Source organism: Ruegeria sp. CDSA236 (genome assembly GCF_059611285.1).
In genome coordinates, this window is sequence record NZ_JBXWPG010000013.1 from 75,490 (window position 1) to 89,452 (window position 13,963).

The 13,963-nt window shown below is 57.7% G+C and carries 15 protein-coding genes; 7 read left to right on the top strand and 8 right to left on the bottom strand.

Translation table 11 applies throughout. The annotated features are described in order from the left end of the window. Positions 1–4: 4 nt before the first annotated feature. The 3 genes from AC2FLB_RS17855 to hrpB form a co-directional block, all read right to left on the bottom strand. A complete protein-coding gene (locus AC2FLB_RS17855; RefSeq protein ID WP_496709776.1) occupies positions 5–1,483 on the bottom strand; it encodes an inorganic phosphate transporter in 1,479 nt (492 codons plus the stop codon). Between the two features lie 93 nt (positions 1,484–1,576). Further along, positions 1,577–2,035 (bottom strand): NUDIX hydrolase, encoded by a 459-nt coding sequence (locus AC2FLB_RS17860; protein ID WP_282027762.1) that lies wholly within the window; start codon positions 2,033–2,035, stop codon positions 1,577–1,579. A gap of 139 nt (positions 2,036–2,174) precedes the next feature. Continuing rightward, positions 2,175–4,607 carry an ATP-dependent helicase HrpB gene (hrpB, locus tag AC2FLB_RS17865; protein ID WP_496709777.1) on the bottom strand — a complete coding sequence of 811 codons (2,433 nt, stop codon included), beginning with the start codon at positions 4,605–4,607 and terminating at the stop codon, positions 2,175–2,177. A 153-nt stretch (positions 4,608–4,760) separates the two neighbouring features. Here hrpB and meaB point away from each other — a divergent pair, with 153 nt between their 5' ends. From meaB to AC2FLB_RS17890, 5 genes are all read left to right on the top strand, one after another. After that, a complete protein-coding gene (meaB, locus tag AC2FLB_RS17870) occupies positions 4,761–5,738 on the top strand; it encodes a methylmalonyl Co-A mutase-associated GTPase MeaB (RefSeq protein ID WP_142638208.1) in 978 nt (325 codons plus the stop codon). A gap of 149 nt (positions 5,739–5,887) precedes the next feature. Then, positions 5,888–7,027, top strand: a complete 1,140-nt coding sequence (locus AC2FLB_RS17875) for a Hint domain-containing protein (RefSeq protein ID WP_496709778.1) — start codon at positions 5,888–5,890, stop codon at positions 7,025–7,027. A 169-nt stretch (positions 7,028–7,196) separates the two neighbouring features. Continuing rightward, on the top strand, positions 7,197–7,484 hold the full coding sequence (rpmB, locus tag AC2FLB_RS17880; protein WP_142638086.1) for a 50S ribosomal protein L28: 288 nt from the start codon (positions 7,197–7,199) through the stop codon (positions 7,482–7,484). A gap of 407 nt (positions 7,485–7,891) precedes the next feature. After that, positions 7,892–8,242, top strand: coding sequence for a hypothetical protein (locus tag AC2FLB_RS17885; RefSeq protein ID WP_142638088.1), 351 nt, complete (start codon positions 7,892–7,894; stop codon positions 8,240–8,242). Between the two features lie 42 nt (positions 8,243–8,284). After that, positions 8,285–8,749: a copper chaperone PCu(A)C gene (locus tag AC2FLB_RS17890; RefSeq protein WP_496709779.1), complete on the top strand. Its 465-nt coding sequence runs from the start codon at positions 8,285–8,287 to the stop codon at positions 8,747–8,749. Positions 8,750–8,830: 81 nt separating this feature from the next. Here AC2FLB_RS17890 and AC2FLB_RS17895 read toward each other — a convergent pair whose 3' ends face one another. After that, positions 8,831–9,439 (bottom strand): HdeD family acid-resistance protein, encoded by a 609-nt coding sequence (locus tag AC2FLB_RS17895; RefSeq protein ID WP_496692855.1) that lies wholly within the window; start codon positions 9,437–9,439, stop codon positions 8,831–8,833. Positions 9,440–9,493: 54 nt separating this feature from the next. Beyond that, positions 9,494–10,189, bottom strand: a complete 696-nt coding sequence (locus AC2FLB_RS17900) for an NAD-dependent deacylase (protein WP_271950400.1) — start codon at positions 10,187–10,189, stop codon at positions 9,494–9,496. 28 nt (positions 10,190–10,217) lie between these two features. On the opposite strand from AC2FLB_RS17900, the gene AC2FLB_RS17905 reads away from it, so the two are divergent. Beyond that, positions 10,218–10,661, top strand: a complete 444-nt coding sequence (locus AC2FLB_RS17905) for a low molecular weight protein-tyrosine-phosphatase (RefSeq protein WP_496692854.1) — start codon at positions 10,218–10,220, stop codon at positions 10,659–10,661. 67 nt (positions 10,662–10,728) lie between these two features. Here AC2FLB_RS17905 and AC2FLB_RS17910 read toward each other — a convergent pair whose 3' ends face one another. From AC2FLB_RS17910 to AC2FLB_RS17920, 3 genes are all read right to left on the bottom strand, one after another. Then, a complete protein-coding gene (locus AC2FLB_RS17910; RefSeq protein WP_496709780.1) occupies positions 10,729–11,655 on the bottom strand; it encodes a DMT family transporter in 927 nt (308 codons plus the stop codon). Between the two features lie 159 nt (positions 11,656–11,814). After that, entirely contained in the window at positions 11,815–12,756 is a 942-nt protein-coding gene (locus tag AC2FLB_RS17915) for a LysR family transcriptional regulator (RefSeq protein WP_282022114.1), read from the bottom strand. A 66-nt stretch (positions 12,757–12,822) separates the two neighbouring features. Beyond that, complete coding sequence (locus AC2FLB_RS17920) at positions 12,823–13,131, bottom strand: hypothetical protein (protein ID WP_496704024.1); 309 nt, start codon at positions 13,129–13,131, stop codon at positions 12,823–12,825. Between the two features lie 175 nt (positions 13,132–13,306). On the opposite strand from AC2FLB_RS17920, the gene AC2FLB_RS17925 reads away from it, so the two are divergent. Further along, complete coding sequence (locus AC2FLB_RS17925) at positions 13,307–13,930, top strand: RNA ligase family protein (protein WP_496709781.1); 624 nt, start codon at positions 13,307–13,309, stop codon at positions 13,928–13,930. Positions 13,931–13,963: the final 33 nt, after the last annotated feature.

The window sequence follows — 13,963 nt, forward strand, 5'->3', positions numbered from 1 at the left end:
TGGGTTAGAGAAAAGCCGTCAGTGTCCAGAAGATAGCGGCTGATAACACTGCGGTAGCGGGGACCGTTATGATCCAGGCAGCCACGATCGTCATGAAATGCGAGCGACGGACGAGTTTCCGGCGTTTTTTCTCTTCCTGTGCTTGGCGCCGCTCGGGCAGTCGTTGGTGGTTCGCGTTCTTTCTGCGCCGCTCGGCATGCCATTCGCGATAAAAGCCCACTCCGAAGACCGCGCCCACTGCGATATGGGTGGAACTGACGGGCAGGCCCAGCCAACTGGCCAGGATCACAGTGATCGCCGCAGAAAGGGCGACACAGAATGCGCGCATTGGGTTGAGCTTGGTGATCTGACTGCCGACCATCCTGATCAATTTTGGGCCAAACAGGAACAGCCCAAAGGAAATTCCCAGCGCTCCGATCACCATAACCCAGGTTGGAATTGCGACTTGTGCAGCGAAATCCCCGAACTGCGCCGTATGCACGATTGCCGCCAACGGACCAACCGCATTTGCCACGTCATTGGCGCCGTGGGCAAAGCTAAGAAATGTTGCTGAGATAATAAGTGGTAGCCCAAACAGCGTTTTCAGAGACTTCGTTCTGTTTTCAAGCCCTTCTGATCTGCGATGCACCCAAGGGACTGTCACCAGCCATGTCAGAAATCCTGCGGCCAGACCGAACAGCAAAGCGACTTCAAGCTCAACTTTGACCAGCTTGTTCAGGCCTTTGACGGCCAAATAGGTGGTAAAGGCACCAGCCATGACAGCAACGAGTATCGGCACCCAACGGCGAGCAGCGGCGATCTTGTCGTCTTGATACTGAATTTTGGCATTGATCAAAGCCAGAAAGCCAGCGGCAATAGTTCCACCTAACACAGGAGAGATGATCCAACTGGCGGCAATGGCGCTCATCGTGGTCCAACTGACCGCGCTTAGGCCAGCTGCTGCGATGCCCGCCCCCATGACGCCCCCTACCACCGAATGTGTGGTCGAAACAGGCGCGCCGACCCAGGTGGCCAAGTTGACCCACATGGCTGAAGAAATCAGAGCCGCCATCATCGCCCAGATAAAGACGGTGCTGTCGTGAACCGATGCCGGGTCTATAATCCCTTTCGAAATCGTCGAGACGACATCCCCACCTGCCAGCAAGGCCCCCGCGCTTTCTGCGATGGCTGCGATGACGATTGCGCCGGTCATGGTCAGCGCGTTGGCCCCGACAGCGGGGCCCATGTTATTGGCAACATCATTTGCGCCGATATTGATGGCCATATAGGCCCCAAAACCGGCTGCCGCGACAACGATCAACCCGCCATCAGCCCGCCCAAAAACCACTGCGGCCGTCAGCCCGGCCAGCGCAATAAAGGCGAAGGCGATACCCGGCGCCAGCATGGGGCGTGCCACATGGGCATTGGCATACTCAACGCGTGAGATGCGCGCCAGATCGCTGTCCAGCGATTGCCAACGGGGTTTGGAGCTTGGGTTCGACATCAGGCTATTGCGGGCGGTTTCCAAAAGAACACCCGCGGCTATACGGTTTCGCTCAGACGAGCAACCGTGGCGTCATCACTTTTTGTGGAGGTGTCACAGCTGCAGCAGCAAAGCGCGCAGTTCGGGCTCCTGAACACGTCCGGCCGCTATCACGGGCGAAACCCACTCGCGGGTCCTTTCCTCGGCCTCGGGGTAGATATCGGCCAGTTCCTGCACTTCGATCCGATAGACATTGGTCACCACAGTCTGGCTGGCCCCGTCTTTCAGGATCTTGTCATAAGTATATTGCCCAACTGGGTCTTTGGATAGGGATTGGGCGCGCACGCCGGCTTCTTCCCAGGCCTCTTGCCGGGCAGCCTCGGCGCCATCCAGGCCATCAATCGGCCAACCTTTGGGGATGATCCAGCGTCCGGTGTCCCGGCTGGTGATCAAAAGAACCTGCAGCCCGTCCTGTGTTTCGCGGGTGCACAAGGCGCCAAACTGCACCCGATGGGGGCGCAGGAACAGAGGCCGGGCGACCTCTTCCCAAATATTTCGCAGCCATTTTGTCATGTTTGTCGTTCGCGAACCCGGGTTTTACCTGAGCAGCCCACATAGCAATGAAACAGATAATCTTCAATGAACGCCCGGAATCACCATGCTTTCCGCATCTTCACACCAAGAATTTTCGACGAAAATTCCCGACGCCCGCCTAATTACGACGTTTTGCGCGCAAGGTGGGGTCGGCCTTGGTTGGATCTTCGGGCCAAGGGTGTCTGGGATATTGCGCGCGCATATCTTTGCGCACATCCGCGTATGACCCAGCCCAGAAACCGGGCAGGTCGCGCGTGATCTGGATGGGTCGTTGGGCTGGGGAAAGAAGCGTGATCTTGAGGGCCTCACCGCCAATGACCGGATGGCGCGTTACGCCAAACAGTTCCTGCAGCCGCACCGAGATTTCCGGTACTGCACCGCCATAATCTATCGGCACCTTTCGCCCCAGAGGAGTTTCAAACGACCCTGGAGCGCGCCGGTCCAGTTCCTGCGTCTGGGCCCAGTCCAGTCGGGCGCGCAACGCTGGCAACAGGTCGAACCGTTTCCAGTCTTCAGCATTGCGGACGCCGGAAAGCATCGGCAACAGCCAGTCTTGCAGCGTGTCGGTCAACCCCTCGATCGAGAAATCAGGCAGCTCTGCGCCTTCGGTCCGGACCAGTTCCACCCGTGCCGCCAATCGCGCAGCGGCCCCGTTCAATCGCAGGCCAAGATCACGGACGCCATCCAGCATCGCCAATGCGACCGCGTCGTCCGGAACCTCTTTCCAAACACGATCACTCAGCGTGATTGCGCCGAGCCGTTCTTGTTTGCGCGCAACGACACGGCGGTCACGTTTTGACCAGTCGCAGACCTCGATCCAAGTGATCTGATCCTCGAACAGGTCACGAATTTCCTTTTCCGAGATTTGTGCGGCCATGCGCACCTTTGCTTCGCGGGGGTTGCCATCGGTATCGGTCACAACCAGGTAAGGCGCGGCAGCCAGCGTATCGCTGCCATCCAGCACAACACCCTTCCCTCCTGACAACACATAACGCGGCTCATCCCCTTTGCGCCGTTGTCCAATGCGATCGGGATAGGCGAGTGCGGCTGTTGCCGCTGGGCTGAAGTCGGACAGGTTGCCTTTGGTTTGCAGCCGCTTGGTCTCGGTTTTTATCCGTTCTAACGCACCAATGTTGACCTGCCAGACACGGTTGCGTTGAAAGGCGCGCATATCTCGCATGGCTTCGAGCCTAAGCAACATATCCACCGGAGCACCCCGTAAGGGATCGCGTTCGGCCATGAGAGCGGCCAAAGGTGCGGCGGCGGGGCCGACCTGTTCCAGCATATGTCCCAATCGCGGGTGCAGAGGTAGCGCCGCTAGTGACCGCCCGTGGTCGGTGATCCGTCCCTTCCCATCCAGCGCGCCCAGCATCATCAGCAACGTGCGTGCCTCTGTCATCGTGCCCTCGGGTGGAGGGGTCAGGAAAGACAGTTCTTCGGGGCCCGCCCCCCAAAATGCCAGTTCCAGCGCCAGCCCGGTCAGGTCGGTTGCCTCGATCTCGGCCGGGGGATAGGCGGCCAGCGCGCCTTCTTCGCCCTTCGACCATAAGCGATAGCACTTGCCTTCGGCGACACGACCAGCGCGGCCAGCGCGCTGCGTTGCCTCGGCGCGCGTCACCCGCTCTGTCACTAGTCTGGACATACCCGAACCCGGATCGAAACGCGCCCGCCGAGCCTGTCCCATGTCCAAGACCACGCGAATGTCTGGAATGGTCAACGAGGTCTCGGCAATGGACGTAGCCAAAACCACTTTGCGACCGGTTTCGACCGGTGCAATCGCTTGGCGCTGGGCAGCAAAAGGCATCGCGCCGAATAGTGGTCGCACCGTAGCTTTGCTGGATAGCCGGCCAGCCAAGGCGGCCTCTGCCCGGTGGATTTCGCCTTCTCCGGGCAGGAACACCAACATCCCACCTTCTGTTTCGCGCTCGGCCTGAACCACAAGATCGACCAATGCGTCCAGCTTTCGCGCCTGTTGTCCTAGCGGTCGGTCCAGCCAACGTGTTTCGACCGGGTAACTGCGCCCTTGGGACGTAACAACGGGGGCCTCCATCAACCGTCCCACAGGCTCAGCGTCTAGCGTTGCCGACATTGCCAGCAGGATCAGATCGTCCCGCAATGCCCCGGCGACCTCAAGGCACAAGGCCAGGCCGAGATCCGCGTTCAGGGACCGTTCATGGAATTCATCGAAAATCACCGCACTAATGCCGGGCAGATCGGGTTTGACTTGCAGCATCCGGGTCAGGATACCTTCGGTGACGACCTCGATCCGGGTCGATTTCGATACCTTCGCCTCGCCCCGCACGCGATAACCAACTGTGTCGCCCACGCGCTGTCCCAGCGTATCTGCCATGCGCTCAGCAGCAGCCCGGGCCGCCAAGCGGCGGGGTTCCAGCATCACGATCTTGCCATCGCATAGCCCCGCCTCGAATATCGCCAGCGGCACTCGTGTTGTTTTCCCCGCGCCCGGAGGTGCCTGCAGCACTGCGCGGCCCGAAGCCTTTAGGGCGGCAAGAAGGTCAGGAATGGCGTCGTCGATGGGCAGGCGTATCATGCGGGCTTTATCCGCCAACGGTACGACAAGGTCCAGTTCCGTCTCTTATGCCCGGAGAGCGCATATCCCAGAGGTAAATTCTTGTGCGCTCTGGTCTGGACAAACCCCTCATTGGGACGGCAACTAGAACTGCCGCAACTGATTGGGGGCGAAATGGAACTGGACAGCCTGAGTGACAGGATTTTGAACGGAGACCGGCGCGCGCTGGCCCGTGGTATCACGCTGGTGGAAAGCGGTCGCGCCGATCATCGTGCGCAGGCGACGGAACTGCTGACCAGATTGACCAAAGAGGGCCGCCAGGCCCTGCGGATCGGATTGTCAGGAACGCCCGGCGTCGGCAAGTCCACGTTCATCGAAAGCTTTGGTATGATGCTGACAGGGCAGGGGCTGCGTGTTGCAGTTCTTGCAGTAGATCCCAGCTCAACTCGGTCGGGCGGGTCCATTCTGGGGGACAAGACCCGGATGGAACGCCTGAGCCGCGAGAAAAACGCCTTTATCCGTCCATCACCCAGCCAGTCGCACCTGGGCGGCGTTGCCCGCCGCACACGTGAGGCCATCGCTTTATGTGAGGCCGCTGGGTTCGATGTTGTTTTGATCGAAACGGTTGGTGTCGGGCAATCGGAGACGGTTGTCTCCGAGTTGTCGGATCTGTTTATGCTGTTGCTTGCCCCGGCGGGCGGTGACGAACTGCAGGGCGTCAAGCGCGGTATCATGGAAATGGCCGACATGATCTTGGTCAACAAGGCGGATGGTGACTTGAAATCTGCCGCCACTCGCACCTGCGCCGACTATTCCGGGGCGCTGCGTCTTTTGCGTAAACGACCCCAGGACCCGGAAGGATTTCCCAAGGCGATGACTGTCTCAGCGGTCGAGGAACATGGGCTGGCTCAAGCCTGGGAGGAGATGCAGTCCCTCAGTAAATGGCGCCGTGAAAATGGCCACTGGGAGGTCAACCGCGCCACGCAAGCACAATATTGGTTCGAACAAGAGGTTCGGTCTGCCCTTCTGGCACGCCTGGCGACTCCACAAGCGCGTTCGGAAATGGAGCGTCTGGGCTCGCAGGTCAGCACTGGTCAGCTCAGTCCGTCGGTTGCGGCGGAACATATGTTGTCTGCTTTAGTCGCTGGCTAAGGCCTTATTCAAGCCTTTGATCTCATTCTCTTTCTGATTTCGGATCGGTGGGTTATCGCCCATAGGTTGCAAGTTGACCCAAACTTGATGCAAACTCAGGTTAAGGCCGCGCATCTGTCGCCAGGCCGGATATGCGGGAACCGTCAGCTATGCCCGATATTACTGGGACCAACGGCAACGACGATATCGACGTTAACAATGACACGGGGACCCTGAACGGTTCACCGGCTGGAACTCCGATTGATAATATCCGCGGCCGGGGTGGCGATGACGACGTCGACATCAATAACAGCACGATTACCGGGAATGTCATCGGCAATGCCGGCTCCGACACGATCACCGTCACCAGCAGCACCATTGGTGGCAGGATTGCCAGCGGGTCGGATGACGACACTGTCGATATCAGTGGCTCGAGTGTTGGAAACATCCGGCTGGGGAGCGGCAACGATACCCTGAATTTCACCAGCACCAGCGTCAGTGGCGATTTGCGGGGTGGCGGCGGGACCGACACGTTGAACTTGCCTGTGGGTACCGTCATCACCGATACCAATTTTGGCGTCATTAACGTCGTAGATGGCGTAGGCTATACCCTGTCCAGCGGGACATTCACCCTACCATCCGGTATCACGGTCACATATTCTGCCTTTGAGAACGGAAGTGGCGTTCCTTGTTTTACCCGCGATACGCACATCCTGACACAGGAGGGCATGAAAGCAATCCAAGCGCTGCGGATCGGGGACATGGTCCCGACCATGGGGTGCGACCCTCAGCCTATACGCTGGATCGGTCGTCGACAGTTTGACCGCGCCGCCTTGCTGGAAAATCCCAGGCTCTTGCCGGTACGAATCCTTGCAGGTGCGCTGGGCGAGGGTTTGCCGCATCGCGATCTTCTGGTCTCACGCCAGCACAGGATGCTGGTGCAGTCCAGAATCGCGGAACGCATGTTTGGCACCACCGAAGTTTTGATTCCGGCGATCAAACTGACCGCACTGCCGGGAATCTATATCGATGAGGCCGTGCAATCGGTTGAGTATTTTCACCTGCTATTTGATCGCCATCATGTCATCTTTGCCGAAGATGCCCCAACCGAAAGCCTGTTCACCGGAGTCGAGGCCCTGAAATCCCTCGGATCGGAGGCGCGGCAAGAAATTTTCGAAATCTTTCCGGAACTGATCGAAAATCATGGTGAAAACCCGGCCCGGTTCATACCATGTGGACGCCAACAGTCCCACCTGATCCAGCGGCATTTGAAGAACAACAAACCCTTGCTTCAACGCAATGGCGCCTAGGTCTTATAGAGTTTAAGATGGGTGCAAAGATTTCGCACGGCCCGTCTTGACCCTTCCTGTGATTCCCACTAAACGCATCCAACCAGTTTTCGGGCGCGACTTCGGGTTGCGCCCCTTGTGATTTGGCCACGGGTCCTGTACCCAGCCCGCAGATACAAAGGAAGAAACCATGTCGCGCCGTTGCGAACTGACCGGAAAAGGCCCGATGACTGGCAACAATGTCAGCCACGCCAAAAACAGAACTCGTCGTCGTTTTCTGCCCAACCTGAACGACGTAACCCTGCAGTCGGAAACCCTGGGTCGTGGCGTCAAGCTGCGTATCTCGGCCGCTGCCCTGCGTTCAGTTGACCACCGTGGTGGTCTGGATGCGTTCCTGGCCAAAGCCAAGGATGACGAGCTGTCCACCAACGCACTGAAAGTGAAAAAAGAAATCGCCAAGGCTCAAGCTGCGGTCTAAACGTTCTTTTTCATCAAAGATTTCGACCCTGTACCCGAACGGTGCAGGGTCTTTTCTTTTGTCTGAGTGAGTTTAGACGATTTCGCCGTCAGAGCGTGATCTTGTTCACATACAGTGTTCTGATGTTTGAATATGTTTGTTCATATTCTATTGGCGGAGTTCGATCTCATGTCTTTCAAATCCTTTGATTCCCTCTCCCTTTTGGCGGCCTTTTTTGGCAAGACGTTTGGGACATGTGTGCGGATGCAGCGTCAGGTGAACAGGTTGCATACCAGCCTGACCAAAGGGTCTGTCAAACGTCCTGGATTGGACAACTGACCTCGTACTGACCAAAATGACCCGAGGGCTTCTGGCGCATTCGATTGTGCTTGAAGCCCTTTTTGTCTCGGGCGTATACCGAAGGCAGGATGAAACACTTTCGGAACAGATTTCTATCATTTGCCCTGTCTCTGCTGGTCATTCTGACCGGTCAAGGGGTGGCTGCGTCGCGTGGCGTTGATACCGCAGTCGGGCAGATGGTGCTGTGTACTGGTGTTGGTCCTGTTGTGATCTATATGGATGCCGAGGGGCAACCGGCAAAGCCCCCGCATTTCTGCCCCGACTATGCGCTGACGTTGCTGGGTGCTATTGCTGTCGTTTCACATGTGCTGCCCGATGCACCAAGTTATGCCGGGCCATTTTTAGAGCGCGGCGACAGGAGCCTAATAGCAGCGCCCGTTCCGTTTCAGCCCGCCCGCGCGCCACCTGCAAGAGCCTGATTAAATTTAACTTTTTCAGACACTTGACATAGGAGAGGCGCAATGTCCCTCACTTCCAAACTTTTGGCAACCCTGGCTGCGGCCGCATTTGCCACCACTGCAATGGCGCAGGAAACCATCACACTAGAAGATGCCTATGCGCGCTCCGCCGGCAAAACGGCGAAAGCGGGCGCGGCCTTTATGGTGATTCAGAACACGGGCGAGGCGGATGACCGTCTTGTTCGCGCGGAATCGGAGGCGGCTGCACGGGTTGAGCTGCACACGCATCTGATCGATGCCAACGGCGTGGCGCAGATGACCCATGTCGAAGAGGGGTTCGTCATCCCAGCCGGTGGTGCGCATGCGCTCAAGCGCGGGGGCGATCACGTGATGTTCATGGGATTGGTTGCTCCGTTTGAACATGGTGCAACTGTGCCTGTAACGCTGGTTTTTGAAGAAGCCGGTGAGGTTGAGATCGACGTGCCGGTTGATCTGGAACGAAAAGACATGGGCGCCCACTCGAACTAAGGTCACGTCATCCTTCAAGCCGCTATGCGGCCGTCATCCACGCGTCAGGCCGGGCTTTGCCCGGCCTGTTTGCCTATCGCTTCAACGGTTAACAACCCGCATCGAAACGCGGTCATGCGCCCGTTTGAAGCGCGCTGCCAGAAAGAACATCACGGCGGCGAAAGCCAGAGCGGAAAAGGCAATGGCCCACCCCAGTGCGACCATGCCACTGCCGGGCCAGAACAACAGCACCAACCCAATGATCAGCGCAATGATCCCCGAGTTTCGCACCATCACGGCATCCGGGTTGTTGCTGGGTATCTGCCGCCATGCCAGCAACGAACCGATGCCGACGATCAGCGCCCAAGCACCCAGCAGGAAAAATGTCAGCCGCGCAACACCCTCGGGCCAGATCAGCAGGACAAGACCGATCAACAGTGCCCCGATGCCGACGCCGCCGATCAATCCGCGCCGTCCAAAGCCTAGTAGGGTCAGGCCGCCATCTAGAACCAAAAGCAGGCCGACCAGTCGCAACAGCAATGAGATACTGCCCGTTGGCCAAAACAGCGCGGCGATCCCCAATGCTCCGGCCAGACATCCGCGCAACAGGAAGGTCCACCACAGATTTGCCAGTTGGTCGCCAAATGTATCGCGGCCCTCCATACTGGAATCGTCCAGGATTTCTTCGCGCGTGTGGTGGGGGTCGGTCATGGGAGCCTCTTATTTCGATTGTCGTATCAATAATTTTGGTGCCGGTCTGGCGGGCTAAGATTCGCGCAGCAGCTTTTGAACCCAGCGTGGCACGGTTTCGGATGCAGGGCCAAGTATCACCTGATCGAAACTCGAGGCGCCGGATGACGGATCTAGGTTCAACTCGACGGTTCGTGCGCCTGACATTGTCGCCTCGTGCACAAATGCTGCGGCGGGGTAGACCTGACCCGAGGTGCCGATTGAAGCGAAGATTGCAGCATTGGCCAGGTGATCGTAGATCAGGTCCATAAAATAGGGCATCTCACCGAACCATACAACATCGGGTCGGGCGGTTGGGCCGCCGCAGGCGGGGCAGGGTTCACCCACCGACATCTCGGGCGGGGCGACCCAGCGGTGATCGCAGGTGGTGCATAAGGCCCCAGCGAGGGTGCCGTGCATATGGATCACATTCTCGGATCCTGCGGCTTCGTGGAGGCCGTCGACATTCTGGGTCACGATGATAACCTCGCCGGGCCAGTTGCGTTGCAGATGGGTCAGCGCCGTATGGGCCGGATTGGGTTGCGCCTGTGCAGCCTGCACACGGCGCGCGTTGTAGAACTTTTGCACCACCGCCGGATTGCGGGCAAAGCCATCGGGCGTGGCGACATCCTCGATCCTGTGCTGCGCCCACAGACCTCCTTCGTCGCGGAATGTGCCCAGCCCGCTTTCGGCGGAAATCCCGGCACCGGTCAGAATGACGATCTTTTCCATTTCCGCCTCACGCGTTACACCCGGTTGTATGACACACCGTATCCTTTTCGTCTGTTTGGGCAATATCTGCCGGTCTCCGGCCGCCGAAGGTGCCTTTCGCGCCCGTGCGCCGCATCATGCCACCGACAGCGCCGGAACCTCTGGCTGGCACATCGGAGACCCGCCTTATGGCCCAATGCAGCAGGCTGCTCATGACCGTAGTATCGACATCAGCGATCTGCGCGCGCGCAAATTCGTGGCCGAAGATTTTGACCACTTTGACCTGATCATCGGAATGGATGCAGAGAACCTTATCAATATCGAAAACTTGCGCCCCCGTGGCAACGAAACTCCGGTTCGCTTGCTGACTGATTTCGCTACTGAGACAGGCGCGGATCATGTGCCCGATCCGTATTACACCCGTGATTTCGAGGGCACGCTGGATTTGATCGAAAAGGCCGTCGCAGGTCTTGACGCACATCTGAGGGCTTAGTTGTAGACGCTCTGATGTCTTCGACATTCAGGTGTAAAATCAATCGACGCCTGCATCGGGGCCAAGCTCACCTGTTTGGTTCTTTCGCAATCACAGTGGATAAGGTGCGTGTCGTCCGGCTTCTGGTGATCGCAATCGCACCCAAAACCAAAGCGCAGGCTACGGCCTGTGGTGTTGTGATTGCTTCGCCAAAGGCAAGAAAGCCCACAGCAAACATTGTCGGCAATTCAATGCTGCCGACGACCGCAGTTTGAGAAGCGCCGATCAACGGCGAGCACATCGTATAAATGAGCTGTGGCACAAGCGCTGTGACCAGGCCAATTCCGACGATCAAAATCCAGTCGGATTGCCCCTGCGGGAGCAACTTGGCAACATCGGCGTTCAACATCAGCGGCAACAGCCCGAGAACCGATCCCAAGGAAACCGAAGCAATGCGCGCAAGCGGTGCGATGCGGGACAACCTGTGAACCAAGACACATATGCCGAAGCCGAACCCGATTGGGGCTGCTAGCGACATCAGAAGCGTTGGTATGTGCTGTATCGGAACAGATGCGGGCGATCCTGCAATGAGTGCCGCCAACGTAATGAGGCCCGAGGCGAACAATGCGCGCCTTGTGGGTGTATCGGCGAACAAAGCCCAGGCAATGATCAGCGTGAAAACCGGATAGGTCATATAGAGAACGCCCACAGTCGATGCGGGCAATGTCTCCAGCGCCGTCACATATCCAATCCATCCAAGGCCCATTACCGCGCCTGCCGAAAGCCCCCAAGCAATCTCGCGCCAAGCGTTTCGGTGTATAAAAAGAACAGGCAGCAGCAGAATTGCCGTAACGATGTAGCGATAGAACGCGACTGCATAAGGCGCGACGCCTTGCTCGGTCAGCCCTCGGCTAAAATAAGGAACCAGCCCGAAACAAATTGAGGCGAAAAGAACGCCGGCAACCGCAATCGGATAGGGAATAGTTGGTCTCGTCTGTGTTGATATCGTTGCCATTCCAATTTGCTATCACAGGTTTGCGACTGCTGTAGCAGAGATTCGTCGAGCGGTTGCTTCGGTTCGCAAAGCTAACCCTAGTTCGGTTCTGTATGAAGATGGTGGCAGAAACACACGGCGCGTTGGTAATTATGCTTCCAATTTCTGCGGTGCCCTACACTAACTCATCACCTTCAACTGCCCGCCCAGCCACGGCACCTGCGCGACTGCCGGATCAACAATCTGGCTCCGCATCAGCCGTCGGATCATGTCTGCAACCTCTTTGGGTACTTGGTCCGACCAGTCAGAGCGGGTGAACAGCGAAATTGTGCGGGCGAAGTCACCGAACGGGACCGGGTGCGCCTCCATCCCGTCATGAAACCGCGTCGCACGCATATATCCCAGTGGTGTTGTGATCGCCCAGCCAAGCCCCTGTGCGACCATTGCCATCAGCGCCAGGTGCGAGCCGATTTCAAACCGTTCCTCGAACTCCATTTGCTGGCGCGCCAGATGCGCCTCGATCTGGCGACTGATCAGCTGATCTCGGGCGTATCGCAGAAAGGGCAGGTCCTGTATTGAATTCCCCATACCCTTTGGGGTCACCAGAATGAAAGGGTCCTGAACCAGAGGGTATTCAATCACACCCTTCAGGACCTCTCCGGAATGCGCGGATACAGCCATATGCAGCCTCTGCGCCTCCAGCTCGGCGAACAGGTTTAGACTGGGCAACGTGATCAGTTTGAATTTCGACCGGGTCAGGCTGTCGGCCAGCAAGGTCGCCAGCCGCGGGGTCAGATCGTTGTCGAAATCGTCTATCAAACCGATGGAGAGGGTGGTCAGATGCCCCAGATCCATCACGGTCAGTTCGCTTTGGGCCATTTGCAGTTCGGCCAGCACGACCTCGGCCCGCGCCAGAAAGCTGCGGCCGGCTTGCGTTAAACGCATTGGTCGTCGCCCGTGATCGACCAGATCAGTGCCCAATGCCTTTTCCAGATTGCGCAACTGCTGAGAAACTGAAGGCTGGCTGAGCCCCGTGATCTCGGCGGCCTGTGCCACCGATCCTGTCCGCGCCAAAGCCTCGAACACCTCAAGGCCCCGCAGGGTCAGCCCTTTCATTACCATCTGATACACCTTTCGCTGCGCCATATCTGAGGTGCAGTGCGCATCAGGTCAAGCAGCGTGACCAGCTTAGTTGCAGATTGCCTGCGCCATCTGGCCAAAGTTCTTATACCGATCCCACAGCGCATCATCGCGCGAAGTCTGCGACATCTTCAACTCCTGCGCCTGATGGGGGTCGGTGAACCACTTGGCTACGGTCTTCTGATCGCCCCGCGTCAACGCCTGATCTGCGACGCGCTGAATGCAGCTGCACCGCGCCCGCGTCGCCGCCGACCGGTCCGACGCCAGACACGCCCGTTTGATCTGCGCTGCATCCGCAACCGGAGTCACTGCCGTCAGCGATGCCGCGCAGAATGCGATTAAGAGGAACTGTTTCATGCTCTTGCCTCGTTTTTGCCTGCCCGGACGGGTCTGATGCCCCTCTCGGTCTGCGGCAGAGTATGAATCAAAGTGGATTTCGGATCAATCATGTGCTGCGAAAAAGTGATTGCGCACATAATTGATGTCGCGTTTTCTGGCCTGACTTCGCTTAGAACTCTATCGTGAGACCAAAATGCTGAAGAAATACGGGCGTACATTCCACTTGCCGCAATCTCCCGGTGCTACGAGCGATGACAAAATCATGTCGAGTGTTGATGAGTTGGCATCAGCGGACGAAGTCGTCTTTACCGAAAAGATGGACGGTGAGAATACGACCATCCACAGTCAAGGCTGTCACCCTCGCAGTATCGACGCCAGATATCACCCGTCGCGAGACTGGGTGAAGGCTTTCGCAGCTGGTATCGCACCGCAACTTACTAAGGATGAGCGCATTGTTGGCGAATATCTATTCGCACGTCATTCCATCGCGTATTTGGAATTGCCGACTTATTTTTTGGGATTCGCGTGGATCAAAGCTGGCGTCGTTCAGCCATGGGATGCGACGCTGTCACGCTTTACAAAACTTGGAATCAGCCCTGTTTCCGAACTTTATCGGGGACGGTTCTCAGCTCAGGTCGTCGCTGATGTAATTGCAGCCCTAGATCTAGACACACAAGAGGGGTTTGTCGTTCGCACAACAGCAGCATTCGAGGAAGAAAACATGCCCACTCATCTCGCGAAGTACGTACGTGAAGGTCATGTGCAAAGTGAGACGCATTGGATGAATGCTGAACTGGTTAGAAATGGGCTGGTCTGATCGGATCGAAGCCTAGCAACTAAAGGGTTTCGT